The following is a 26,555-nucleotide window of genomic DNA, read 5'->3' as shown; positions in this document are numbered from 1 at the left end:
TTTGAGACGTTAAATTATGCTATTGAGGATGTTCGCAAGGAAGCAAGACAAGCAGCAGCGATTGGTTTAGCGGTGTCCAACTTACGTTACTATGATATACCAGGATCTTTAAGTGTTTCATTTGGTAGTGGTTTGTGGCGCAGTCAATCCGCATTTGCTATTGGGGCTGGTTATACATCTGAAGATGGAAATATTCGCTCGAATGTATCTATTACGAGTGCTGGAGGTCACTGGGGGATAGGTGCTGGAATTACTCTGAGGTTGAGATGATAATAGAAAAAATGGCTGTTATTGTAAAAAAGAGAAGTATTTTAGTAAAGGTTCTGTTTGCTCTTGCCTTAATAGGCAAGAGCGAAAGCTCTGCTAACGAGAATGATAATATTTATACAGTGCATCCACCACACTTATCGATACCTAAGGGAGAACCTGGTGAAACACGTCGAATTATTATGCAGTTTTATGATTGGACTTTGATTTGTGACGAAAAACAAAAGCTTAAACATAAGCAAGGTATATGTAATGTGACACAGACTGTTCATGATCAAGAAGGAAATACCATTTTTAGTTGGTCTCTTGTGTCTACGACAAGTGGTCAAGCAGTGATGCTTTTTCGAACATTGCCAAATTCTGATATAAATGTTCCGATTCAAATGTTTGTAAAAGGTGTTAAAAAACCTGTTCTTATTCATTATACGCAATGCAATGAAACCGTTTGTTTGGCACAATCGCCTGTAGGGCCGGTTTTGACTAAACAAATAGAGCAGGACAATAAAGTACGTATTTCCTATAAACTTAAAGAAGGAAAGGTATTTTCTTTTACTGTACCATTTAAAGGGTTAAATGCGGCACTTAATTCTTTACGTCCTTAGAATCCATCGAGTATTTTTAACAAGAGTCATTTTTTCATAAATCGTTGTATTATATTTTTGAGTGTAAATTATAAGGTCAAATAAGTAAGAATTTTTATATAATATGATATCAAGGTGATTTATTGGAAAGAGTGAGAGTTTTATGAATATAAAGTCACAATAAGTTCTTTATATGTAATAGAAAATAAAGTTAGTATTTTCCATAAAGCTTAAAGAGTGATTTCGTGAGTTATTAGAAGTAAAAAAGATTAGAAATACTCGATTTAAAATAATTAAAAAGATAGCTTCCTTATAATAGTAAGTAGGCTAAATTCTTTTTTAAAGCTTTAAATGGATTTTTAGAGCGGTCTGATTAAGCATTAATATTTTTCAGATAAATTTATAATCCTAGAGAATTTTTTGAACGATAGTTTTAATTGGTATTCACAAAATAACAGCTATTGTAATTGCATTTTGTAGTACTACGGAACTTTTATTCCAGCATAATCAAAGCCATTTCATTGCATACAACAAACGAGGTTCGTGTGTGGATAACGAGATTGAAAAAAAGAAAAAATTTTTTATAAACCGTACTAATGTATAGGTTGTTGTGTCCTTAAGGGGCAGCAAATAGTATGATAATGTAGGTTTGTTACAATAGAAGTGTACTCCGTGTAAATGATATAAAGAAAAGAGCAAAATTTATAAAAATTGATGCGAACGTAAACGATTAATTTATAGTTTTAAGTTCATAAAGAGAAGCATGATTTCACGGAAACAACCAAAAGATTATACAAAAATCTGAATGATGCTAGTGTAGAAAATTTTAATGATAGGCAAAGAAAGAATGATTTCTTGTATTTATCATTTGATGCTGCATTATTGCTTTATTTAGGAATGAGAAGAAGAGTTTTCGCGTTTATTTATTGGGGGAACGCTCAAGGGATAAGAGAAATGACCCCGTTAAATTATGGTTCAAAAGAGTTAAAGCGAGGAGAAATATACGATACCAAAGCAGATCAGTTGTATGATCAGTGCGGTAGTAATACAAATAATCGTTCTGCATTGTCACGAACAGAAGCATACTCTGTTTTTGTTGATATAAAGAGACAACAGAGAAAAAAACATTATGAACAGAAACAGGCTTTTGTTCAATCTGAGACAGCTTTTGAGTTTCATAGTCAGATAATGATAGGTGCTCAAAAAACAACAAAACTCAAAGCGCCTTTTCTTCGACGGTTCCCTCCAGTAAAATCTCCACCTCTTTATGCGGCACTTGATCTCGGAACGAATAATTGTCGTCTTCTCATTGCATCTCCCAGTAAACCTGGATATTTTCGTGTTGTTGATGCTTTTTCTCGTATTGTAAGATTGGGAGAAGGTTTAATAAATAACGGTTTTCTTAATACACGAGCTATGGATCGTGCGATTGAAGCATTAAAGATTTGTCATCTAAAGCTAAAACAAAGGCATATTAAGCGTTATCGCTTGATTGCAACAGAAGCTTGTCGTTCTGCAGAAAATGGTAGACATTTTATTCAGCGTGTTTTGGAGGAGACAGGTCTTGAATTGGAAATTGTTGATCGGCAAACAGAAGCGCGTTTTGCTGTTACAGGGTGTAGTACACTTGTTGAACCAAATACTGACGCAATTGTGCTTTTTGATATTGGAGGAGGATCATCAGAAATTGTGCTACTTGATGTTTCTCAAAAGCGTTCTTTTCGTTTAGCTAGACAAATTATCGCTTGGACTTCTCTTCCTGTTGGTGTTGTTACGCTTTCTGAACGTTTTGGAGGGAATGATATTAGCTTAGATGATTTTGAAAAAATGAAAAGCTATGTGCGAGGGTTATTAAATAAATTTTCAGATCGTCATAAATTAGGAGAGTTAGCGCAAGGTTCGAAGTTTCATCTTTTGGGAACCTCCGGTACAGTTACGACTTTAGCAGGAATGTATCTTAATTTAGAGCGTTATGATAGGAAAAAAGTGGATGGCATTTGGATGAATGATGCAGACATTACTCTTATGACAAAACGCCTATTGTCATGGGATATAGAAAAACGTGTCGTAAGTCCTTTTATTGGGCGCGAGAGAGCAGATTTAGTTTTAGCTGGTTGTGCAATTTTAGATGTTATTCGGGAAGTTTGGCCAAGTCAGCGTTTAAGAGTTGCTGATCGTGGATTAAGGGAAGGAATTTTGATAGAGCTGATGTTGCGCGATGGGGTATGGTGTCGTCATAGAAAGAGCGGAGATTTAAAGCGTTAGAGAATTAAATATGGAGACAATGAATAACGATGAAAAAAACAACAAAAACACCGAGGGGTGGCTACGGAGGTTCAGGGTCACATGAATTATATCAGCGCGTAAAAAAGAAAGCAGGAACCATTAAAGCTTCATCACGACGATGGTTAGAGAGGCATCTGAATGATCCTTATGTCCATCAATCAAAAGTAGATGGTTATCGTTCGCGTGCGGCTTATAAACTCATTGAAATTAATGAGCGTTATAGGTTTTTGAAAAAAGGTCAAAAGGTTATTGATCTAGGAGCAGCACCTGGGGGATGGTGTCAGGTGGCTGAGCGTATAGTAGGGTCAAGTGATGAAGATCCTAGCGTTGTTGGTATTGATTATTTACATGTTGATCCATTGCCTAGAGTTGCCATGTTGGAAATGGATTTTTTGCATACAGATGCACCGCAGAAATTAATTGAAACTTTAGGGACAAAACCGGATGTGGTTCTTTCTGATATGGCAGCGCCAACAACAGGTCATCGTCAGACGGATCATTTAAGAACGATTTATTTATGTGAAGTTGCGGCTGATTTTGCTCTTTCGGTTCTTAAGCCTGGGGGACATTTTTTAGCAAAGGCTTTTCAAGGAGGAGCAGAAAACACTCTTCTCACGATACTAAAACAGCATTTTAAAAAAGTCTATCATGTTAAACCGCCTGCAAGCCGATCAGAATCAGTAGAGCTTTATCTTCTAGCACTTGAATTTAAGGGAAAAACAAAAATACAAGAATAGCGCCTTCTTTTAAGAAGATTTAACTTTACTTAACCTATTTAGATGTGATGATTTTTTCTCAAAGAGTTATCGGCGATATTGACAGTTTTTCTGTTATCAATGATGAAAAACTGGTAAAACTAATGTATTGCCTATAGAGGTAGAGAGATTGATTCCTCAGAGAGTGCTTCCAATGAAATTTCTTGATCAAGCTAAGGTTTATATTCGTTCTGGTAATGGAGGTTCTGGAGCAGTATCATTTCGTCGTGAAAAATTCATAGAATTTGGGGGACCTGATGGGGGGAATGGAGGACGGGGTGGTGATGTTTGGGCTCTTGTTGTTGATGGGCTTAACACGCTGATTGATTATCGCTACCAACAGCATTTTAAAGCAAAAACAGGGGGGCATGGCAAGGGTCGTAATATGACGGGTGAAAAGGGTGACGATGTCATCCTTAAAGTTCCGGTTGGGACGCAAATTTTTGAAGAAGATAATACAACGTTAATCTGTGATTTAACGGAAGTGGGACAGCGCTATCGTCTTGCAAAAGGAGGGAATGGCGGTTTTGGTAATCTTCATTTTACAACATCGACAAATCGGGCACCGCGTCGTGCAAATCCAGGTTTGGCTGGAGAAGAGCGCGCAGTATGGCTTCGCTTGAAATTAATTGCTGATGCTGGGCTTGTTGGTTTACCTAATGCTGGAAAATCAACTTTTTTAGCTTCTGTAACGGCTGCAAAACCAAAAGTTGCAGATTATCCTTTTACCACTCTACATCCTCATCTTGGTGTTGTACGTATTGATGGTCGTGAATTTGTTTTGGCTGATATTCCAGGATTAATTGAAGGAGCGCATGAAGGTGTGGGAATTGGAGATCGTTTTTTAGGACATGTAGAACGTTGTCGCGTACTGCTTCATCTGATTTCTTCTCAAGAAGAAGATGTAGCAAAAGCATATCAAATTGTGCGTCATGAACTTGAGGCATATGGAAATAATCTAAGTGATAAGACTGAAATTGTCGCTTTAAGCCAGATAGATACTCTGACAATTGAAGAGCGTAAAACGAAACAAGAAGCTTTGCAAAGAGCTGCGGGTCAACCTGTTATGATGTTTTCTGCGGTTAGCCGCGAAGGTTTAGAAAATGTGCTGCGGGCTGGTGCACATATTATTGAAATGTCACGCAAAGAGGAGATCAGTGGGGATAGAAAGGTTGATTGAGATGGCTGTTGGATCGCAAAAACTTACACACTATAAACGTATTGTAGTCAAGATTGGATCTGCCCTTTTGGTTGATCCTCAGACAGGTTTACGGGTTGAATGGCTTAAAAGCTTGATCAGTGATGTTGTTGAATTGCACAAAAAAGGCGTAGAGATATTGTTGGTGTCTTCAGGCGCTATTGCTTTAGGAAGGACATTGCTACAGCTTCCTAAGGGCGTTTTGAAATTGGAAGAAAGTCAGGCATGTGCTGCTTTGGGGCAAATTGAGTTAGCAAAAACCTATGGTGATGCGCTTGCTCAACATGGGCTCAAAACAGGCCAAATTTTGCTCACTTTATTTGATACGGAGGAGCGAAGGCGTTATCTCAATGCACGTGCAACGATTGAGATGCTTTTATATTTGGGAGCTGTGCCTGTTATTAATGAGAATGATACTGTTGCAACAACTGAAATTCGTTATGGTGATAATGATCGTTTAGCTGCACGTGTGGCAACAATGGTGAGGGCAGATCTTTTAATACTTTTATCTGATATTGATGGCCTTTATACAAAGTCTCCCCATAGTGATCCTACGGCTGAATTTATACCTTTTGTTGCATCCATTACGCATGATATCGAAAAAATGGCAGATGTTGCTGCTTCAGAGTTTTCACGGGGAGGAATGAAGACTAAGCTTGATGCCGGAAAAATCGCTAATGCTGCTGGAACGGCGATGATTATCACCTCAGGCAAGCGTATGAATCCCCTTGCTGCAATTGACAAAGGTGAACGCAAGAGTTTTTTTGCGGCAAGTAAGAAATCTGTCAGTGCTTGGAAAACATGGATTTCTGGTCATTTAGATCCATCTGGTGTTTTGACGATTGATCAAGGAGCTATTAGGGCCCTTGAAACAGGAAAATCGTTATTAGCTGCAGGGGTTATTGCCGTTGAGGGAAATTTCCAGCGTGGGGATACGGTTGCAATTGTTGGTACAGATGGAGTTGAGATTGCGCGTGGACTTGTAAGCTATGACAAAGATGAGGCTGTACGCATTATAGGACATAAAAGTGAAGAAATTGAAGCTATTCTTGGGTATGAGGCGCGCTCTGCTATGGTGCATCGTAATGATATGATTGTACGTTGCTTGACCAATTCTGTTTAAAAAAGTTACTTTTGTTTTTATTGTTTTGGCAGAGTGGATGATACGATGACTTTAGAAGAACAAATGAAAGATATGGGACAAAAAGCGCGCTATGCCGCTGCAGCGTTGGCTGTTGCTTCTTCTGAGCAAAAGAACAATGCATTGGAAATGATCGCTTTAAGTCTGGAGGCTCAGTCAGATGAGATTTTACGGGCGAATTGTCAAGATTTAGAGAATGCTGCTCAGAATAATTTGAAAGCTGCAATGATTGATCGGCTAAAATTAGATGACTTGCGTTTACGTGCAATGATAGACAGTGTTCGCCAAGTTGCTCGTTTATCTGATCCTGTTGGACAGGTCATGAGCGCGTGGAAACGTCCAAATGGGCTTCATATAAGTCGTGTACGAACACCTCTTGGTGTGATTGGTATTATTTATGAAAGTCGTCCAAATGTTACAGTTGATGCGAGTTCTTTGTGCTTAAAAGCAGGCAATGCTGCGATTTTGCGTGGTGGTTCGGATAGCTTTCATTCTTCTCATGCTCTTCATGTAGCTTTGGTACAAGGTTTAGAGCGCTCTGGTTTACCCAAAGATGCTATTCAAATGGTTGGAACGACAGATCGCGCTGCCGTTGGGGAAATGCTCAAAGGATTGGATGGAGCGATTGATGTGATAGTACCACGTGGTGGAAAGAGCCTTGTTGCCCGCGTTCAGTCTGATGCACGTGTTCCAATTTTTGCTCATTTGGAGGGACTTTGTCATATTTATATTGATAAATCGGCAGATTTAGATATGGCACGCAATATTGTTTTAAATGCAAAGTTGCGGCGGACAGGGATATGCGGTGCTGTTGAGACAGTTCTCATTGACAGTCAGGCATTAAAAAAGTTTCTTCCTGTTTTAACTGCTTTACAGGAGAAGGGGTGTGAAATTCGTGCTACAGAAGATATTGTTTTTCTTATGCCAGATGTCAAATTAGCTTCTGAAGAAGATTGGTCGCATGAATATCTTGATGCTATTCTTTCTGTTAAAACGGTTGAGGGTGTTGAGGGAGCCATTTCTCATATCAAGCGTTATTCATCAGGACATACGGAATCGATTATTGCTGAGGATTTGGAAGTGGTGAAGAATTTTTTTAATCATTTAGATTCAGCTATTTTGCTGCACAATGCGTCCACACAATTTGCTGATGGAGGTGAATTTGGTTTTGGAATGGAAATTGGTATTGCAACAGGAAAAATGCATGCACGTGGCCCGATAGGTGTTGAACAGCTAACTTCATTTCAATATCATGTTAAAGGAAATGGTCAGGTTAGAGCTTGAGAACACCATTTTTTCCATGGAAAAATTGTATGCCACATGTTGAAAGATCCAATGTTGTGGGTCTTTTTGGTGGTTCCTTTAATCCACCGCATGCAGGGCATCTTCTTGTTGCAAAAATTGCCATTCGGCGTTTGCATCTTGATCAGTTATGGTGGATGATCACTCCAGGAAATCCTTTAAAGGATCGTACACAGTTGCTCTCTTTAGAGGAGAGAATGCAATTAAGTTTTAAACTTATTGACCATCCAAAAATTCGCTTAACAGGTTTTGAACAGGCTATAGGGAGCAAAGTATCAATAGATACAATTTTTCATATTCTTACCCATTACAGTGGCGTAAATTTTGTATGGATTATGGGGGCAGATAGTTTTACGACGATACATCATTGGTATCGATGGCATGATATCGTTTCTATGCTTCCTATTGCGATTATTGATCGTCCTTTAGGCAATCGGTCGGCACTTTCTTCTCCTATGGCACATATTTATCGTCGTTTTCGTTTGGATGAGAGAGAAAGTAAGCGATTACCTTTTATCAAGCCACCAGTTTGGACTTATTTGCATGGACCTTTATCTTTTCAATCTTCAACAAACCTGCGTTTGAAAAAGAATGATTTTTCTTGAACATTTCATAAGATTCTGCTTCTCTTTAGAGAAATCTCTTTTTAGATTCCACAATGATAAGAAAGGATATTGATCTGAAAAATATTGCACACAAACACTCTTACGATAGTATGCCTTCAAAAGAAAAAAAAGTTTTTTCTGTTAGAGAGAGTCTTGAAGTTATTCTCAAGAGCTTAGAAGATACAAAAGCAGAAGATATTGTTGCTATTGATATTCGGGGGAAGTCATCTTTGGCTGATTATATGGTCATAGCTTCAGCAAATTCGCAGCGTCATGTATCTTCTGTTGCTGATCATTTATTACATACTTGGAAAAATAATGGGCAGGGGCTTGCGCGTGTAGAAGGGCTTGCTGGAGGTGATTGGGTATTGATTGATACAGGTGATATTATCATTCATCTTTTTCGTCCAGAAATTCGCCTTTTTTATAACTTAGAAAAAATATGGATGACTCCGGATTTAAACGATACAGCTTTGCTTCTCTTCGGAGATCATTAAAATGCAAATTTCTATTTTTGCGGTTGGTCGTATGAAAAGTGGGGCGGAGCAAAAATTAGTTCAGCATTATTTGGATCGTTTTTCTAAAATTTCTGGAGTTGTAGGCTTTCATTTAAAAAAATTACAAGAGATACCAGAAAGTCGTGCTCAAACAGCGTGTCAACGTATGGAGGAAGAGGGGAGAAGACTTATTGAATTTTTACCTGAAAAATGTCGATTAATTGTGTTAGATGAGCGTGGAGAATCGATTTCTTCAATTTCTTTTTCTGAAAAATTGAGGTGTTATCGTGATGAAGGCATTCGAGATGTCGTCATTGCTTTGGGAGGACCTGATGGACATAATGAACAAATAAGGAAGCATGCTGATTTTCTTTTATCTTTTGGTTTGATGACGTGGCCACATCAAATCGCACGTATTCTTCTTACAGAACAACTTTACCGCGCTGTGACAATCGAAAATAATCATCCGTATCATCGTTTTTAATATTTTTGTGCAATTTTTAGCACTTATTTATATATTTATTAATATTGTTTTAGCTGACACCATTTAAAGCATCTCTAATGTATACGATGAGGTGTCATGGTTGGGCAAATGAAAAAGCTTCTTCATAGAAAGATGCTATATTTATATGGGGAGTGCGTGATATTTGTCATTTTGCTCTTGAGTATGTTTTTTTGCTTTTCTGTATCGCATGCGGAAGATACAATGAGGAGTACGGAAGCACATAAAGAATTAGGAGAAATTCGCCAAAACATTTCACTTTCGCGTGAGCGTGTTGCTTTTCTTACGCATCAGGTTGAGCATTTAAAAAAAGATCAACGTGTTTTGAGTGATGCACTCATAAAGGCGGCTAAAGAAGAACGTACAGTAGCAGATGATATTGCTAAAAGGGAAGAAAAGCTTAAAAAAATGATAGAAGAGCGGGTACAAGTCTATCAAAGTTTAAAAAATCGTCGCACTGAATTTGCGGAAGTTCTTGCAATTTTGGAACGTATGGGATTGAATCCGCCTCCTGCTCTTATGATACAGCCAGAGGACGCGTTGGCTTCTATACGTAGTTCTGTTTTATTAGGTACTGTTATTCCTCAGATGCAAGAGAAAACACGAGATTTAACACAGAAACTCAAGGAGTTGACCAATTTGAGTAATTCCATTACTACGGAATATACGGCATTAAAGACAAAACTGCAAAATCAAGCAGAGCAGCGAAAACGTCTAGAGCTTTTATTAGACAAAAAAAACAAACTACAAAAAAAATCAGAAAAAGAACTTACAGAACAGCAACAAAAAAATATTGCTCTTGCTAAAAAAGCGCAGTCTTTGGAAGAATTGATTTTAGAGCTCGACCGTCAGTCAAAACTTAGCTCTGATGCATCAGTACAGGTACGGAAAAGTTTGCAATTGTTAGAACAGTCCAATTTTGAAAGCCGAAAAGGTTCTTTACTTTTTCCTGTTTCAGGAAAAAGAATACATCGCTCTAACAAAAATTCGCAGATTACGCGCTTTGGTGAAACGATAGAAACAGAGTCAGGAGCTGTTGTTATATCACCTGTAGATGCTTTTGTTGCTTTTGCTGGGCCATTTCGTTCTTACGGACAGTTAATTATTCTTAATGTTGGAAATGGTTATCATATTATTCTTACTGGAATGTCGAGAATTAATGTAAAACAGGGGCAGTTTGTCCTTTCTGGTGAGCCTCTGGGTATAATGGAGATGCAATTTATTTCAAACAGTGTTGCATTGGATATAGGAAAAACTTCTCCAATGCTTTACATTGAGTTTAGAAAGCAGGGAAAACCTGTAAATCCAACTCCTTGGTGGCAGACTGAAAAAATAAGAAGGAGCCAAAATGATTCGTAAAGTTATTCTTTTGGTCGCTGGGGTATTGCTCGGCGCCTGTTCAATGATTATGGTGCAGTCTGTTGCTGCGAATAATGAAGATAATGCATATAAAAAGCTAGCTATATTTGGCGATGTTTTTGAGCGCGTGCGTATGCAGTACGTTACAGTTCCAGATGATAAAAAGCTCATTGAAAATGCTATCAATGGCATGCTCACATCACTGGACCCTCATTCATCTTATTTGAATGCTGAAGAAGCCAAGGATATGCGGGATTCTACGAAAGGAGAGTTCGGAGGTCTTGGTATTGAGGTCACTATGGAAAAAAACTTGATTAAAGTTGTTTCACCAATGGATGATACTCCCGCTTCAAAAGCAGGTATTTTAGCAGGAGACCTTATTTCAAAAATTGATGATGTACAAACGAATGGTCAAACATTGAATGAAGCTGTTAATAAGATGCGAGGTGCTCCTGGAACACCAATTACCTTAACAATTATTCGTTCTGGCGTTGATAAGCCATTTGAAGTGAAGATTGTTCGTGATATTATCAAGGTAAAAGCAGTGAAGTATCGGGTTGAGGGCGATATTGGATATTTAAGAGTTATCCAGTTTTCTGAGCAGACATTAGGTAATCTTCTGGCGGCAATTAAAGATATCCAATCTAAAATTCCTGAAGATAAGCTAAAAGGTTACGTTCTTGATTTGCGACTTAATCCTGGTGGGCTTTTAGATCAAGCTGTTAATGTTTCGAGTGCTTTTCTCAATAAAGGTGAAATTGTGTCGACGCGTGGGCGCAAAAAGAGTGATGTGATAAGATTTGATGCGAAGCCAGGTGATGTTATCCATGGAAAACCGCTCATTGTCCTTATTAATGGTGGTTCGGCAAGTGCTTCTGAAATTGTTGCGGGTGCATTACAAGATCATCGTCGTGCAACAATTTTAGGGACGCAGTCTTTTGGTAAAGGATCTGTTCAAACAATTATTCCTTTGGGTGAAAATGGAGCTTTACGCTTAACAACAGCACTTTATTACACGCCATCTGGCACTTCTATTCAAGGAACAGGGATCACGCCTGATATTATTGTAGAGCAACCACTCCCTGAAAAATATAAGGGTTATGATGTAAAAGTTGGTGAGTCTGCATTAAAAGGACATATCAAAGGAAAACGAGAGAGTAATAAAGGATCTGGTTCAGCTGCTTTTGTTCCGAAAGACCCTAAAGATGATATTCAATTGAATGAGGCCTATAAGCTGTTACGAGGTGAAATGGCAAATGCAGCATTTCCACCAGATCCCAATAAGGATGTGTTAAAGTGAGAAATGATATCTATAGCTTGCGATTTTGAGGAATATTAAATGGATGCAGGTATTAATTTGAAGATTCTTCCATATCGCAAATGTGTTGGGATTGTTGTCTTTAATCATGAGGGTAAAGTTTGGGTTGGGCGTCGTTTAATGACGCCTATTCATGCAGAGACTGAGATATCTCATCGTTGGCAGCTTCCTCAAGGAGGGATTGATGAAGATGAAAAACCATTAGATGCAGCATATCGTGAACTTTATGAAGAAACGGGTATTCGATCTGTAAAGTTGATTAAAGAAGCACAAAATTGGTTCCACTATGATTTTCCACAAGAACTTATTGGGTGTACATTAAGCAATAAATATCGTGGACAAATACAAAAGTGGTTTGCTTTCCAGTTTACGGGAAAGCTTTCTGAAATTGCGATTAATCCGCCACCAGATGGCAATAAAGCGGAATTCGATCAATGGAAATGGATTGATCTAGAAACCCTTCCGTTGATCGCTGTTTCTTTTAAAAAGCATGTCTATATGAAAGTTGTCAGCGAATTTCGAGGTAGCCTTAGACCATTATAAAAGCTATATGATTATGAGAAAGCTTTTTTATTAAGACGCTTTATATCATTTATAAATAATAAACATGTTTCTCTTTTATGTAAAGAACAGGAATATAAAATGAAAAAATTATTTAATTTACTTATAGTTTTTACTCTCTTGAGTATTTCATCTGTTGCATTTGCAACAAATTCAAAAACTCCTGCATCAAAAGATGCGGCAGCGACATTGCCAAATGGAGCTTCTTCTTTGACTGAAACCTACGGTTTGTGGACTATTAATTGTGGTATACAAGAAGGGAAAAGAATTTGTTTTATGCACCGTCAAGAAGTGAATGATCAGGGGCGTGTTGTTGTGGCTATGAGCCTTATTCTCAATGCTGAGGGTGTTGTATCTGGTAATTTAACAGTTCCTTTTGGCATTTTGGTTTCTAAGCCTGTTCGTTTACAAGTTGATGAGGGAAAAGCTGTTATCGAAACTGGTATTCGGACTTGTGTACCAGCAGGTTGCATGGTTCCTGTCGTTTTTGACAAAAATCACGTAGCAGCTTTACGTTCTGGAAAACAGTTAAAGTTGGCGATGACAATTGCTGCTGCAGGTGAACCAGCTTTGAATGATTTATTTGTTCAGCTCAATGGTTTTAGCAGTGCTCTTAACCGTTTGACAGCTTTGCAGAAATAATTTTAAAAATAAAATAAAAGCGGCCTTTAAAAGGCCGTTTTTAGTTTGTTTGTTTTCTATATATTAATAATTAAAACGATGAGATTTAAGATTAATCCTATAAGGGATATTCAGATTTTTTGCTGTTTCTTCTATTTTCATATGCTATTTTTAATTTTGATATTTGTTTTCTAGCTGCATCGTCATTAAATAGAGAGATGAAGAATCTAGATGTCTGGTTTTTATTCAAGAAAAAAGAGTATTGAAGTATAAAACCATTTTTTGATACAAAAACCTGCTTTAATGAAGGTTTTCTATACGCTCTTCTGTTTCCTCGATTGAAAGGGATGACGCATGATTTATGCATTGCTTCGGACGATTGATTTGATTTTTAATATTTATATTGATATTTTAATCGCTAGTGTCATTTTTTCTTGGCTTTATGTCTTTAATATCATAAATTCGCGCAATCGCTTTGTTGTTTTGATAGGAAGCTTTCTAAATCGTCTTACAGATCCGGTTCTAAGCCGTGTCCGGCAAATTTTACCAAATTTTGGAACAATTGATATTTCACCTATTGTAGTGTTCATTATTATTTATTTTATTCGTACTTTCATGTGGCGCGTTTACGCAAACATGTATTTATAGAAATATTACTTGAGGCGAATACATGTTTTATCAAGTTGATAAAAATAACTTGATTTTGTTTGTATATCTCATTCCCAAATCATCCGTTGACAAAATAATAGGGGTTGAATGTAGGGATGGTGAAAAACAATATCTGGTTATACGCCTTCGTGCTGTTCCTGAAGATGGAAAAGCGAATAAAGCTCTCATTAAATTTCTTGCGAAGCAGTGGAAAATACCATCTTCTTCTATTTCTCTGAAAAACGGCGCAATATCTCGCTACAAACAACTTTACTTTTCAACACATTTAGAAGAGCTAAAGCAGATATGGCAATCCTTTAGAGATTGCATCTCGTAGAAAAAATAAATAATAAAGCCTATTAAAAAAACAGGCTTTATTTTATTAAAATCGTTATATTTTTTTATTGCGCTCAACAGCTTTCTTAATTAATTCATGAGCAAAGTTTTTATCACGCCATCCTTCAATTTTAGCCCATTTTCCAGGTTCCAGATCTTTGTAATGCTTGAAGAAATGTTCAATTTGTTTGAGTGTAATCTCGGGAAGATCTGTATAGTCATGAATATTAATATAGCGTTTTGTTAATTTTGGAGTGGGAATGGCAATAATTTTTTCATCTTTACCACCATCATCTTCCATCATCAGAGCTCCGATGGGGCAAACATTGATAACACAACCAGGCATAAGTGGACGGGTATTACAGATAAGGACATCAATAGGATCACCATCATCTGAAAGTGTATGAGGGACAAAACCGTAATTTCCAGGATAAACCATTGATGTATGAAGAAAACGGTCAACAAATAATGCGCCCGACTTTTTATCCATCTCATATTTTATTGGTTGACCACCAAGGGAGACTTCCACAATAACGTTAATATCTTCTGGTGGATTTTTGCCTACAGGTATTTCCTTAATATTCATAGAGACATCCTTTCTGGGATATAGTGAGGCTCAATACAATTAAATATTTTATAAATATTTTACCAAAGAGATTATCAAATTAGCTTAAAATTGATGCACGTGTTTTTTCAAAACGTTTACGTTCATTAGGATCAAGATAGAGTTTGCGGAGACGAATATTTTTAGGGGTTACCTCCACAAGTTCATCATCTTGTATCCACGATAAGGCACGTTCTAATGTCATTCTAATGGGAGGCGTTAGCTTTACGGCTTCATCTTTTCCGGAAGCGCGCATATTGGTGAGTTTTTTTCCTTTTAACACATTAACTTCTAGGTCATTATCTCGTGAGTGGATGCCAATAATCATACCTTGATAGACTTTCACACCCGCATCGATGATCATAGGTCCACGATCTTCAAGATTAAAAAGAGCATAAGCGACAGATTCACCATTGTCATTTGAAATCATAACACCATTAACGCGACCAGCAATGTCTCCTTTATAAGGTTCATAAGCATGGAAAAGGCGATTCATAATTGCTGTACCACGTGTATCCGTTAAAAGTTCAGATTGATAACCAATGAGTCCTCTGGTTGGCGCATAAAAAACAAGTCGGACACGATTACCCCCAGAAGGGCGTAATTCCACCATTTCGCCCTTACGTTCAGACATTTTTTGTACAACAGTACCGGAATATTCTTCATCAACATCGATAACAACTTCTTCGATTGGTTCAAGAGTTATTCCATTTTCATCTTTTTGCATAACAACACGTGGGCGTGAAACACTAAGCTCAAATCCTTCACGGCGCATATTTTCAATGAGAACTGCAAGCTGTAATTCTCCTCGTCCTGAAACGTAGAAAGAATCTTTATCGGCTGATTCTTCAATTTTAAGAGCGACGTTGCCTTCTGCTTCTTTTAACAATCGGTCACGAATGACACGACTTGTTACTTTATCGCCTTCAGTTCCAGCAAGGGGACTATCGTTGACGAGAAAACTCATAGTAACAGTAGGAGGATCAATTGGTTGGGCAGTAAGGGGTTCATTAACAGTAGGATCACAGAAAGTATCAGCAACGGTACCTTTTTGTAGACCTGCAATCGCAACAATATCACCAGCACTTCCTTCTTCAATAGGTTGCCGTTCTAAGCCACGAAATGCTAAAATCTTTGAAATACGCCCAGTTTCTAAAAGTTTTCCATCTTGTCCAAGAACCTTGACATTTTGGTTGGGTCTTAGAGAGCCAGAATGAATCCGCCCTGTAATAATTCGTCCCAAAAACGGATCTGCTTCAAGAATAGTTCCAATCATGCGAAACGGTCCTTCTGCTACACTAGGAGAAGGGACATGCTGCGTCACAAGATCAAATAAAGGACTTAATCCCTGATCTTTTGGTCCCTCGGGGGCTTCAGCCATCCATCCATCGCGTCCAGATCCATAAAGAATAGGAAAATCAAGCTGTTCGTCTGTTGCATCAAGAGCAGCGAAAAGGTCAAAAACCTCATTAATGACTTCATCAACGCGTGCATCAGGTCGGTCAATTTTATTAATAGCAACAATAGGGCGCAATCCCACTTTCAATGCTTTGCCAACGACAAATTTTGTTTGTGGCATTGGTCCTTCAGCAGCATCAACAAGTACAATGGCTCCATCAACCATATTTAGAATGCGTTCAACTTCTCCACCAAAGTCGGCGTGCCCTGGTGTATCAACAATATTAATTCGAGTATCTTTCCAAACAACAGATGTCACTTTCGCTAGGATTGTAATTCCGCGTTCTTTTTCAATATCGTTTGAATCCATCATACGTTCACTTGTACGCTGATTATCACGGAAGTTTCCTGATTGCTTGAGTAGTCCGTCTACAAGCGTTGTTTTCCCATGGTCAACGTGGGCAATGATGGCAATGTTACGCAATTGCATAAATTTTCTTCTTTTCGTTTAATGAAATTTCATTTGAGGCAGAGTCTTTACATTCTTTGCCTGACTATTACAAAACCTTTTACATGTTTTTTTATAATTTTGGAAGATGGAGGTAATATTTTTATGGTAAAACTATTCATCCAAGTCTTTAAGGCTCTATTAAGCTTCAATTACTGGAGCTTCGTAAAAAGTTTTTTATAGTACGGATGTTTTATTCTCGAGCTAAGAATTGTCCATAAAAATCACTGTCAATTTGATTTTTATCAATATGATGTAAGGAATTTATATGAACGCTTGTAAGAATAAGTAAGTATAAAGCTAGCTGTATTATTGTTGTAGTTTTGCAAAGAGATTGATAAAAATCCGGAAGATCTCTCAATCCATAGCCAATTTATTGACGATTGTACGACATTTTTATTCTAATAAAGCTTTTTCTTATTCTATTTCTATAACTTGTCAATCAAAATCCAGATCTAATGCAACCGTGTATTTGAGGTAAATATTGAGACGATTAAGCATTTTATAAGAAGTTCTAGCTTTTGTATGCCAGATTGGGTCAATAGTTATATCTGTTTTATTTATTTATTTATGAAACCGGAATACAGTCTTATTTAGAAGGAATATGAAGGCATCAAAAGAAAATTCTTATCTTTGCCGTTAAGACAAATTTATGCTTTCAAAAGCATCTAAGCAATATCTTTAAAACCATGAAGATAGTGCATTGCCTCACACTTTTGTTAATCGCATTCTCTAATAGGAGTATGCGTTTCATGCCAAACAGAACGCTTTAAACAGAATAGACTTGTTGTTGCATATTCATGTACTTAAGAGAGATTTTTGAACGTACACTACATCCATTTCATGATAGGGCTCATAAATGATATAATATACGCGAATAGTATACTATCAACACCGTTGTGAAGAAATATAAAGCCTATTGAGCATATCATTATTATTCTTTCTCAGCTGTCAATATTGCAACAGTTTTTGATGCGAGAGAGAGGATATAAAGAAGTATTTAATTTTTTCTTGAATAGTTTTTAGCTATACACCAATCTCGTTTGTGACAGGCAAGAAGATAACTTTGATTCATTTAATATGAGAAGCTTTATGATGAGGCAAATTTACGATATTCGGAGCTGTTATTCAATAAAAATAATAAATTGTCTATGGAGCGATGCGCTAGAAAATAAATTAATGGAGCTTATTCTCTTCTGGAAAGATCTTAGGTTACATGACAAAGTCTTTCCAGAAGAAAGAGTTTTTACTTTACATGTTTAAAGAAGAGTTCCTGACAAAATGATGGAAGCTACAGAAAAATAGATTATAATGCCCATGACATCTACTAAAGTTGCCACAAAAGGCGCAGAAGCACTTGCTGGATCAAATTTTAAACCTTTAAGAATAAAAGGCAGCATAGATCCAGAAAGAGAACCAAAGGTAACGATTCCGACTAAAGCTGTACCTACTGTTGTCGAAACAGCAATCCAATGTTGCCCATAGTCGTAGATACCGAATTGTTGCCAAAGAGCAATGCGCGTAATGCCAATAATTCCGAGTAAGAGACCAAGAGATAGTCCTGTTGGAATTTCACGAATGAACACTTTCCACCAGTCTTTCAACGTGAGTTCACGTAAAGCCAATGCACGGATAATAAGGGATGTAGCCTGTGAGCCGGAATTTCCTCCTGAGCTCATAATGAGAGGTATGAACAGTGTAAGAATAATCGCTTTTTCGAGTTCTGTTTCGAAATGTTGCATAGCACTTGCTGTCAGCATTTCACCGACAAAGAGTAAAGCGAGCCATCCGCCGCGTTTTTTCATCATTTCAGGAAACTTAATTTGCATATAGGGCTTATTAAGCGCTTCCATACCCCCAAATTTATAGGCATCTTCATTCATCTCATCAACCATAGTATCAAGCACGTCATCGACGGTTACAATGCCAATGACATGGTTACTTTCATCAACTACAGGCACAGAGAGAAGATCATGGCGCTGGAAAAGGCGTGCGATGTCTTCATGATGTGTGAAGGGCGATATTGTAATGGGCGAGTCATGGGTAGGGACATTAAGAATTTGTTCATCAGGTGAGGCAAGAATAAGGTTACGCAGTGAAACAGCTTTGAGAAGAATACCTGTTTTAGGGTCAATTACATAGCTGGTATAAACGGTTTCACGTGTTCGCTCGACCTCACGAATGTGATCCAAAGTTTTTTGTATAGTCCAGTTTGAAGGAACGGCTATAAACTCTGTTGTCATCAGTGCCCCTGCTGTATGATCAGGATAACTGGTGAGTTTCTTAAGTTCAGCGCGCGTTAAGGGTTTAAGCAAGGCATAAAGTCGTGTGCGGGTTTCTTTATCCATTTCTTGAAAGACGTCTGCAGCAGCATCGGCAGACATGCCATCAAGAATTTCAACAGCACGATTTATAGGGAGAAGTTCTAGGATGGAAGCAGGTTGCTCAAGCTCGGGTTTATCAAAAAGTTCGATAACATAATCAAGAGGCAGAAGACTAAGAATGGTTACACGTTCCATGATATCGAGGTCATTGATGATATCAATAGAGTCTGCAAAATGCTGATTTTTTAACTTTTCAGCGAGAGCTTCAGGAGAAAAATTTTTGAAGTCGAAGGTCGTTTTAATTTCAGTCATGATAAAGTACCTCCTGAAGAGTTGGAGAGTTGTAAATCTAGATAATAGATGAGATAAAAACAAAAGTTTATGGAAGATTTAAAAAAAACTCCCCAGCTATATTCCCAATTGTTAATATTTGAAGTAAAGTCAAGGGTGAATTATAAGTTATAAACAAGTTTCTGAATCACTAAAACGAGAATACAGCTTAATTTGAGGATAATATAATATAAAAATCAGTTCTGATTTTTACCATCATTTCTTTAATGTAGTTTTGTGATTTTCAAAAGAATCTACAGCAATATTTTGTAAAGAGTGGAGATTATGCCTTTCTTCAAGTGTTTTTATTAATATGCAATTCTATTGTGGTGTGCGAGCGAATAATCTTTATTTCTCCAATATAATATGTTTTGAAATGAAAGAATTTTACGATTTCTAGTTTTTTATTCAATAGCGTTTGGAAAGGTCGTTTTGAAACTCACGAAATAGTTTTAGTATATTATCAATTTGTGTCGTAAAGATAATCGTTACAGCTTAAATTTATAATGGAGACATAAAGTATTATGACAAAAGCAGCAATGCTGGACTGGAAGGGATTTTCAGGTCTTCCTGATTTTTCTTCTATCAGTGATGAAGATTTTAAACCCGCTTTTGAACAGGCACTTCAAGAAGCCGAAGAAGAACTAGAGGCGATTGCGATGGTGCAAGAACCACCAACGCTTGAGAATTTTTTGCAGCCTTTTGAGCTTTGTGGCAAAGCGCTTGATCGTGTCTGTTCAATATTTTTCTTGCGCACCAGTGCTCATACGAATGTATTAATTCAACAGCTAGAGCAAGAGTTCGTTGTAAAACTTTCTCGGTATTCTTCAAAAATGATGATGGATGCACGGATATTTGCGAAAATAGATGCGCTTTATAAACAGTCGCAGCTGGGCATATTTGAGAGTGAAACAACACGTGTTCTTGAATTATGGTGGAAAAAGTTTGTTTGTCGTGGGGCAAAACTCGATGAAAAAGCTAAGAAACGGCTTTTGGAAATTAATGAAAGACTTGCTTTTTTAAATGCTACTTTTGGACAAAATGTCTTAAATGATGAAGCTGAATGGATTCTGTTTTTAAAACAGACCGACTTATCTGGTTTACCGCAAGATCTCATTGATTCAATGAAGGAAATTTCGTGTGAAAGAGGTAATGAAGAAGCGTATGCATTAACACTAGCACGTTCGATTGTTGAACCTTTTTTAAAATTCTCTGATCGTCGTGATTTGCGTGAGGTTGCATTCCAAGCTTGGGCTAAACGTGGTGAAAATAATAACAAGAATGATAATAAAACAATTATTGTAGAGATTGTTGCGCTTCGAGATGAGCAGGCTAAATTATTAGGATATAAATCTTTCGCAGATTTGAAACTCGATAATACCATGGCTAAAAGTGTTGATTCCGTTATGGATTTGCTTATGCCTGTATGGGAGCGCGCAAGAGCGAAGGCTTCTACTGAGCAAATTGAATTACAAAATTTTGCCAACAATCAGGGCAGCAATGAATCTTTAGCGGCTTGGGATTGGCGTTATTATGCTGAAAAACTTCGCACTGAAAAACTTTCTTTCGATAGCGCTGAGATTAAATATTATTTTCAGCTTGATCGTATGATTAAAGCGGCTTTTGGGGTAGCAGAAAAACTCTTTGGCATTACATTTGAAGAAAAAAACGCTGTTGCACTTTGGCATCCTGATGCACGTTTGTGGGAAGTAAAAAAGTCTGATGGAAGTCTACTTGGGCATTTCATTGGTGATTATTTTGCACGTTCTTCAAAACGGTCCGGTGCGTGGATGAGTAGCTTGCAATCACAATATAAATTGGATGGCGGACAAAAGCCTATTATCTACAATGTTTGTAATTTTGCTAAACCTTCTAAAGGGGAGGTTGCTCTTTTATCACTCGATGATGCGCGTACGCTTTTCCACGAATTTGGGCATGCATTGCATGGTTTGCTTTCTGATGTCACATGGCCATCTGTATCGGGAACATCGGTTTCGCGTGATTTTGTTGAGCTGCCTTCTCAACTTTACGAACATTGGTTAACTGTACCAAAGATTTTACAAACTTATGCTACGCATGCAAAAACAGGACATCCTATGCCGCAAGTATTAATGGATAAGGTTTTGTCAGCACAGACATTTAATGCTGGCTTTGCTGCAGTTGAATTTACTTCATCAGCTCTTGTAGATATGGCTTTTCATAAAGGACAAAAGGTAACTGATCCAACAGTGTTTGAACGCCAAGAATTAGAAAAGCTGCAAATGCCTGATACAATTATTATGCGCCATCGTCCTCCACATTTTACGCATATATTTTCAGGTGATGGTTACGCCGCTGGTTACTATTCTTATATGTGGTCGGAAGTCCTTGATGCTGATGCTTTTCAGGCTTTTGAAGAAACGGGAGATGTTTTTAATTCAGAGCTTGCTGATAAGTTGAAACGTTTTATTTACTCTGCTGGGGGAAGTCGTGATCCAGAGGAGCTTTATAAAGCTTTTCGGGGACGGATGCCTTTACCAGAGGCAATGATTAACAAACGTGGACTATAAGATATAACGGTATGGTTAATACCATGCCGTTTTCATATTATTCGAAAAATGCAGTTGTGATTTATGCAAATTTTCTCTTCACCATAGCTCTGTAAACAGAGTTTTTTATCTTATTTGCTTTTTGTTTACGGAGGAAATTAGATTTTGTATTTTAAAGAGACATTATGGGAAAGAAAAATTATCAGCTCGATCTTTTTGATGCCCATTTGATGGAAACCATGATTTTTTTATAAAACTTAACTTTCGTTTGCCTAAAAGGTGAGTGTTTTGTTGTGCCATATCATCGAGGCTCATTGGAGGCTGACGCATAATATTACTCCGCTCTTTATTCTCTGATTCTTGTATAAGTTTTTGAATAACTTGATCGGTTGAGTAAGGATTTTCATGAGAAAAGGCATAAAAATTTAAAATATTTTTCAATGGTTTTTCTAAATAAGAGGCAAGTTTTTTCTTTCCTTCAGAGGTGAAATGCATGCCATTATTGGTGCGTAATTTGGTTATTTTTCCATTAATATCATAGCCTGAAAAAGAAAAATTTCCTTCTTCATCACTAAAGCCGCTCCAGATATCGAGGAAATATCCTCCTGCTGTTTCTGTTTCTTGTTTGTAGAGCGCATTAAAAATTTTCATTTTTTGTGTCAAAAGGTCATTTCCAAAAGAAGGCTGACTTATCCATATCCATGATTTTCCAGAGGCATGAAGACTTTCAGCAATTTCGATAATTCTTTGTTTGTAGATGTGCATCCATTCTGATTGATCTGTGTTAATTGTGCTATAAGAGTCTGTGATTGGTTGATTATCATTTGCACCGATCATCATGATAATAACATCGGGGTTATTTTGATCAATGAGTTTAGAAATATTGCTTTGCCAAGAATAATAATCCGTTCGAACTAAGCCGGAAGCTGGCATTGCGTTGTTCATGATAACGATATCGCTATTATTTATAAAAAACTTCTTAAGTGCATCGGCAACAGCAGAAGCTGTAAAATCCCCTATGACAAGAATGCGCTTTGCATTCTCATTTTTTAGCTTTTGTATATTTTTTTGTGTTACGATCTTTTTTTGCGGCTTGTCTATTTTTTGTTCTATAATTTGCGGTGGTTGTTGCGTCTGTTTGTTATGTTGTGATAACCATTTGAAGAAGTTCGTTGCTTTACTTGGGGATGGCTGTATGAGCCCCACAATAGAAAGTGAAAATAGCAATAATGTCAAGTATATCAGGCGAACAGAAGACAAAACCTTAGTCTCCATTATTGTTTGCGAAGGAGAAAAAGCACTTGAGATGATGGATATCCATTTGCTTTTAGACCGTGATGTAGTTGAAAGGCTTTAATTGCTTTGCGAGAAGCTGTTCCGATTTTTCCATCAACATTCCCTTTATAATAGCCCAGTGCACTTAAGCGAGATTGCAGTTCTTTGCATTCTTGGAAAGTAAGAGGTTGAAAAGGTCTTTGCCAATCATGCACCAATCCAGGATGTCCAGCGATGCGATCAGCAAGAAGAGCAACAGCAAACGCATAACGATCTGCATTATTATAATGTTTCAGAACAAAGAAATTTTTTGTGACTAAAAATATAGGTCCTTTTGCTCCATCTGGATATTTTAATATTGCTTGTTCAGCTAATGTAGGAAGAGGATGCCCATTTGCGTGTTTTACACCTAATTTTTTCCATTGCTCAAAGGAATACCACCCTTCAGGAAGGTTTTTCCCCTGCGGCACTTTTACCTCTACTCCCCAAATAAGATTAGGTTGCCAGCCATTTTTGTGGAGAAGGTTAGCAGCAGTAGCCAGAGCATCTGGAACAGAGTTCCAGATATCACGCCGTCCATCCTGGTCCATATCAACTGCATAGGCGAGATAACTGCTTGGAATAAATTGTGTATGCCCCAATGCACCGGCCCAAGATCCAGTGAGTTGAGAGCGTTTAATTTCGCCACTTTGTAAAATTTTCATAGCAGCAATCAGCTGTGTATGTGCATATTTTGCACGTTTTTTATCAGCATAGGCTAGAGTTGCAAGAGAGCGAATGGTATCACGCATTACACTTTTATTGGCTAAAACTTTCCCATAGTTGCTTTCCATTGACCAAATAGCAAGCAGAATATTGCGGTCAACACCAAAACGTTTTTCAATTTGAAGAAGCCATTTGTTCCATTTTTGAGTTTGGCGCCGTCCTTCTACAATTGCAATATCATGGATACGATTATCGAAATAGTTCCATGAAGGAGCAACAAATTCTGGTTGGTATGCGGCGCTTTTTAGAACTTCTGGATCAATGGCATTAACACCTTTAAATGCCATATGAAACGTAGAAGGGGTAATATTGTGAGAAATAGCTATTTTTTTAAATTCTTTAATCCAGTGTTTAAATCCGCTATCAGCATATGAAAGGGATACAAAAAACATTAAAAAAGCAGAAAAAATAACGGCAGAGCCAGTGAGAAGAGTTCTCCAAGTTATTGACTTCTCTAAAAAAGAGAAAGTCTTCAATTCTGTTTTTTGCATTTTGAAATCCCCATTAATATTCAATTTATTAGATGTGCAATAACTTTATCTTGTATTTAGTTGAATCGATAATATGATCAAGAAGAGGAGAAAACTAAAATAAATAATTCATTTTAATCTTTGCAATAAATTCTCATATTCTCTTTTACATTTTTGATTGTCCATTATAATGATAATCAAAACAATAAGATATCTTTTTTACCATTTCGTAAAAACATATGTTAAATAAAACAAAAAATATATGAATTCATTGAGGAGGATGAGTGTGCGTAAAATCCGGAAAGCTGTATTTCCAGTAGCAGGTCTTGGTACGCGTTTTCTTCCTGCGACAAAAACAATTCCTAAAGAAATGCTAACAGTTGTTGATAAACCTGTTATTCAATATGTTGTGGATGAGGCGAGGGAGGCTGGTATTGAGCATTTTATTTTTGTGACTGGACGTAACAAAGCAGTCATTGAGGATTATTTTGATGCGCAAGTTGAATTATACACGACACTTGCTGAATGTGGAAAGAAAGAAGATCTTGCACATTTATACCGTTTACAGCCATTACCAGGGTCAACTTCTTTCACTCGGCAACAGCAACCTTTGGGATTAGGGCATGCTCTTTGGTGTGCGCGTGAATTAGTTGCAGGGGAACCTTTTGCTTTGTTATTACCCGATATGCTGATTCAAGCCAAAAAGGGATGTCTTTCTGAGATGATTCGTCTTTATGAAAAGGTGGGGGGGGGAAATATTATTGCAGTTCAGGAATGCGATCTTGAGGAAGCACATAAATACGGTATAGTTGGCAAAGGTAAACAGATTGCCAATGGTTTTAAAATCACAAAAATGGTAGAAAAACCAGTGCTAGGAACGGCACCATCAAATTTGTACATCAATGGACGTTATATTTTGCAGCCAGAAATTTTTAATATTCTTTCCACTCAAGAACGAGGAACAGGAAATGAAATTCAATTAACAGATGCTATGATACGGCTTTCAAATGAACAAGATTTTTGGGGGTTGCAAGTAGAAGGGCGCACTTTTGATTGCGGTTCTAAAGCTGGTTTTATTGAAGCCAACGTTGCATTTTCTTTGGCACGCGCTGATATGCACAGCCATGTTTCTGCCTCATTGAAAAATTTACTGGAAACCATTAATGTTGAAAAATAATATAGATCTCTCATTTAATTTTATTGATCGAATTTGATTATGATAACACCGTCTCCTCATATGGCTTTGCAAGGTGCTGTTGCATCAGCGCTTAAAACACTTGCCAGTGAAAAGCAGGGGCTTGAAGTCCTTGAAAAAGCTCTTCTGGGAAGTCTTTCTTCTTCTTTTGAAGCGGCTGTTCAAACTATTAGAAATGCTCGTGGACATGTGGTAATTACTGGTCTTGGGAAAAGTGGTCATATAGGGACAAAAATTGCAGCAACCCTAGCCTCAACTGGAACGCCTGCCTTTTTTGTTCACGCTGCAGAAGCCAATCATGGTGATCTTGGTATGATTGGATCTGATGATGTTATTCTTGCTTTATCATGGTCTGGTGAAACTCAAGAGTTAAGTGGTATTATCAGTTATGCGGCGCGTTTTCGTATCCCCCTTCTTGCGATGACATCAAGTGAGTGCTCTGTATTAGGACGACAAGCTGACATTGTTTTATTATTACCAAAGATAGAAGAGGCTTGCCCCCATGGGCTTGCTCCTACAACTTCAACAATTATGCAATTGGCAATGGGAGATGCATTAGCGGTTTCTCTTTTAGAAATGCGTGGTTTTACCGCAACGGATTTCAAAATATATCATCCTGGTGGTTCTCTTGGTGCAAGCCTTAAATACGTGTGTGATATTATGCACGAGGGTGATAATATTCCTTTGGTTATGCAGGGAACATCTATGATTGAAGCGATGAATGTTTTGGTGGAAAAGCATTTTGGTTGTGTTGGTGTTGTGAATCAAGAAGGCGAACTAATCGGAATTGTAACCGATGGCGATCTTGCACGTAACATGCATTTTAATTTATCAAAATTTAATGTTGACGAGGTGATGACCAAGGCTCCTAAAGTTGTAAAACCAAATACACTTGTTGGTGCAGCAACAGCTTTCATTAATGATCATCATATTGGTGCATTTTTCGTGGTTGAAGATAAAAAACCGATAGGAATTGTTCATTTTCATGATCTTTTGCGCATTGGCGCTGCCTAGATTAAAGTTTCCCTATCAAATAAAATGTTATTTTAGGTTAAAATAGATTGAATGATACAAAGTCACAGTTTTATTGTGAGGTGACTTTACTGATATTCTGTGGAAGAAAATGGTTATTTTACGCTGTTTAGAAAATTTTCAGGATAAAGATTATATTAGTCTCTTTG

At 37.5% G+C, this 26,555-nt stretch carries 24 protein-coding genes; 19 read left to right on the top strand and 5 right to left on the bottom strand.

Features of this window, described 5'->3' with window-relative positions; translation table 11 throughout:
• From ACFIJ7_RS03935 to ACFIJ7_RS03860, 16 genes are all read left to right on the top strand, one after another.
• On the top strand, positions 1 to 270 hold a 270-nt coding region (locus tag ACFIJ7_RS03935; RefSeq protein WP_375644661.1), incomplete at its 5' end, for a YadA-like family protein.
• A complete protein-coding gene (locus ACFIJ7_RS03930) occupies positions 267 to 869 on the top strand; it encodes an invasion associated locus B family protein (RefSeq protein ID WP_375644660.1) in 603 nt (200 codons plus the stop codon). The genes ACFIJ7_RS03935 and ACFIJ7_RS03930, both read left to right, overlap by 4 nt.
• Before the next feature lie 933 nt (positions 870 to 1,802).
• Positions 1,803 to 3,113: a Ppx/GppA phosphatase family protein gene (locus tag ACFIJ7_RS03925; RefSeq protein WP_375644659.1), complete on the top strand. Its 1,311-nt coding sequence runs from the start codon at positions 1,803 to 1,805 to the stop codon at positions 3,111 to 3,113.
• 29 nt (positions 3,114 to 3,142) lie between these two features.
• Positions 3,143 to 3,871, top strand: coding sequence for an RlmE family RNA methyltransferase (locus tag ACFIJ7_RS03920; protein WP_273790641.1), 729 nt, complete (start codon positions 3,143 to 3,145; stop codon positions 3,869 to 3,871).
• Positions 3,872 to 4,043: 172 nt separating this feature from the next.
• Complete coding sequence (gene obgE, locus ACFIJ7_RS03915; protein WP_375644658.1) at positions 4,044 to 5,069, top strand: GTPase ObgE; 1,026 nt, start codon at positions 4,044 to 4,046, stop codon at positions 5,067 to 5,069.
• 1 nt (position 5,070) lies between these two features.
• On the top strand, positions 5,071 to 6,210 hold the full coding sequence (gene proB, locus ACFIJ7_RS03910; protein WP_375636033.1) for a glutamate 5-kinase: 1,140 nt from the start codon (positions 5,071 to 5,073) through the stop codon (positions 6,208 to 6,210).
• A 45-nt stretch (positions 6,211 to 6,255) separates the two neighbouring features.
• Positions 6,256 to 7,512, top strand: coding sequence for a glutamate-5-semialdehyde dehydrogenase (locus ACFIJ7_RS03905; RefSeq protein ID WP_375636032.1), 1,257 nt, complete (start codon positions 6,256 to 6,258; stop codon positions 7,510 to 7,512).
• Positions 7,513 to 7,541: 29 nt separating this feature from the next.
• On the top strand, positions 7,542 to 8,135 hold the full coding sequence (locus ACFIJ7_RS03900) for a nicotinate-nucleotide adenylyltransferase (RefSeq protein ID WP_012754576.1): 594 nt from the start codon (positions 7,542 to 7,544) through the stop codon (positions 8,133 to 8,135).
• A gap of 53 nt (positions 8,136 to 8,188) precedes the next feature.
• A complete protein-coding gene (gene rsfS, locus ACFIJ7_RS03895) occupies positions 8,189 to 8,632 on the top strand; it encodes a ribosome silencing factor (protein ID WP_375644657.1) in 444 nt (147 codons plus the stop codon).
• Position 8,633: 1 nt separating this feature from the next.
• On the top strand, positions 8,634 to 9,116 hold the full coding sequence (gene rlmH / locus ACFIJ7_RS03890) for a 23S rRNA (pseudouridine(1915)-N(3))-methyltransferase RlmH (protein WP_375636030.1): 483 nt from the start codon (positions 8,634 to 8,636) through the stop codon (positions 9,114 to 9,116).
• Positions 9,117 to 9,212: 96 nt separating this feature from the next.
• Entirely contained in the window at positions 9,213 to 10,493 is a 1,281-nt protein-coding gene (locus ACFIJ7_RS03885) for a murein hydrolase activator EnvC family protein (protein WP_375636029.1), read from the top strand.
• Entirely contained in the window at positions 10,483 to 11,793 is a 1,311-nt protein-coding gene (locus tag ACFIJ7_RS03880; protein ID WP_375644656.1) for a S41 family peptidase, read from the top strand. Before ACFIJ7_RS03885 ends, ACFIJ7_RS03880 begins: the two co-directional genes overlap by 11 nt.
• 39 nt (positions 11,794 to 11,832) lie before the next feature.
• A complete protein-coding gene (locus ACFIJ7_RS03875; RefSeq protein ID WP_375636027.1) occupies positions 11,833 to 12,354 on the top strand; it encodes an RNA pyrophosphohydrolase in 522 nt (173 codons plus the stop codon).
• Between the two features lie 99 nt (positions 12,355 to 12,453).
• Complete coding sequence (locus ACFIJ7_RS03870; protein WP_375644655.1) at positions 12,454 to 13,014, top strand: invasion associated locus B family protein; 561 nt, start codon at positions 12,454 to 12,456, stop codon at positions 13,012 to 13,014.
• 333 nt (positions 13,015 to 13,347) lie between these two features.
• Entirely contained in the window at positions 13,348 to 13,641 is a 294-nt protein-coding gene (locus ACFIJ7_RS03865; RefSeq protein ID WP_375644654.1) for a YggT family protein, read from the top strand.
• Positions 13,642 to 13,663: 22 nt separating this feature from the next.
• A complete protein-coding gene (locus ACFIJ7_RS03860) occupies positions 13,664 to 13,978 on the top strand; it encodes a DUF167 domain-containing protein (RefSeq protein WP_012754584.1) in 315 nt (104 codons plus the stop codon).
• A 54-nt stretch (positions 13,979 to 14,032) separates the two neighbouring features.
• On the opposite strand, the gene ppa is transcribed toward ACFIJ7_RS03860, so the two are convergent.
• The 3 genes from ppa to mgtE form a co-directional block, all read right to left on the bottom strand.
• Entirely contained in the window at positions 14,033 to 14,563 is a 531-nt protein-coding gene (gene ppa / locus ACFIJ7_RS03855) for an inorganic diphosphatase (RefSeq protein WP_375644653.1), read from the bottom strand.
• Positions 14,564 to 14,642: 79 nt separating this feature from the next.
• Positions 14,643 to 16,469, bottom strand: coding sequence for a translational GTPase TypA (gene typA, locus ACFIJ7_RS03850; protein ID WP_375644652.1), 1,827 nt, complete (start codon positions 16,467 to 16,469; stop codon positions 14,643 to 14,645).
• 1,277 nt (positions 16,470 to 17,746) lie between these two features.
• Entirely contained in the window at positions 17,747 to 19,123 is a 1,377-nt protein-coding gene (mgtE, locus tag ACFIJ7_RS03845) for a magnesium transporter (RefSeq protein WP_012754587.1), read from the bottom strand.
• 542 nt (positions 19,124 to 19,665) lie between these two features.
• On the opposite strand from mgtE, the gene ACFIJ7_RS03840 reads away from it, so the two are divergent.
• On the top strand, positions 19,666 to 21,690 hold the full coding sequence (locus ACFIJ7_RS03840; RefSeq protein ID WP_375644651.1) for a M3 family metallopeptidase: 2,025 nt from the start codon (positions 19,666 to 19,668) through the stop codon (positions 21,688 to 21,690).
• Positions 21,691 to 21,852: 162 nt separating this feature from the next.
• On the opposite strand, the gene ACFIJ7_RS03835 is transcribed toward ACFIJ7_RS03840, so the two are convergent.
• Together ACFIJ7_RS03835 and ACFIJ7_RS03830 are read right to left on the bottom strand one after the other, a co-directional pair.
• Positions 21,853 to 22,929, bottom strand: a complete 1,077-nt coding sequence (locus tag ACFIJ7_RS03835; protein WP_375644650.1) for an SGNH family hydrolase — start codon at positions 22,927 to 22,929, stop codon at positions 21,853 to 21,855.
• 14 nt (positions 22,930 to 22,943) lie between these two features.
• Entirely contained in the window at positions 22,944 to 24,200 is a 1,257-nt protein-coding gene (locus ACFIJ7_RS03830; protein ID WP_375644649.1) for a lytic murein transglycosylase, read from the bottom strand.
• Between the two features lie 265 nt (positions 24,201 to 24,465).
• Here ACFIJ7_RS03830 and ACFIJ7_RS03825 point away from each other — a divergent pair, with 265 nt between their 5' ends.
• Positions 24,466 to 25,356 (top strand): UTP--glucose-1-phosphate uridylyltransferase, encoded by an 891-nt coding sequence (locus ACFIJ7_RS03825; protein WP_375636020.1) that lies wholly within the window; start codon positions 24,466 to 24,468, stop codon positions 25,354 to 25,356.
• A gap of 39 nt (positions 25,357 to 25,395) precedes the next feature.
• Positions 25,396 to 26,388 carry an SIS domain-containing protein gene (locus ACFIJ7_RS03820; RefSeq protein WP_375636019.1) on the top strand — a complete coding sequence of 331 codons (993 nt, stop codon included), beginning with the start codon at positions 25,396 to 25,398 and terminating at the stop codon, positions 26,386 to 26,388.
• Positions 26,389 to 26,555: the final 167 nt, after the last annotated feature.

Source organism: Bartonella sp. MR100HLJHH, from assembly GCF_042194215.1.
Taxonomy (GTDB): domain Bacteria; phylum Pseudomonadota; class Alphaproteobacteria; order Rhizobiales; family Rhizobiaceae; genus Bartonella; species Bartonella grahamii.
The sequence above is the reverse complement of the archived record's forward strand: the minus strand, read 5'-3'. Positions and strand labels throughout refer to the sequence as shown.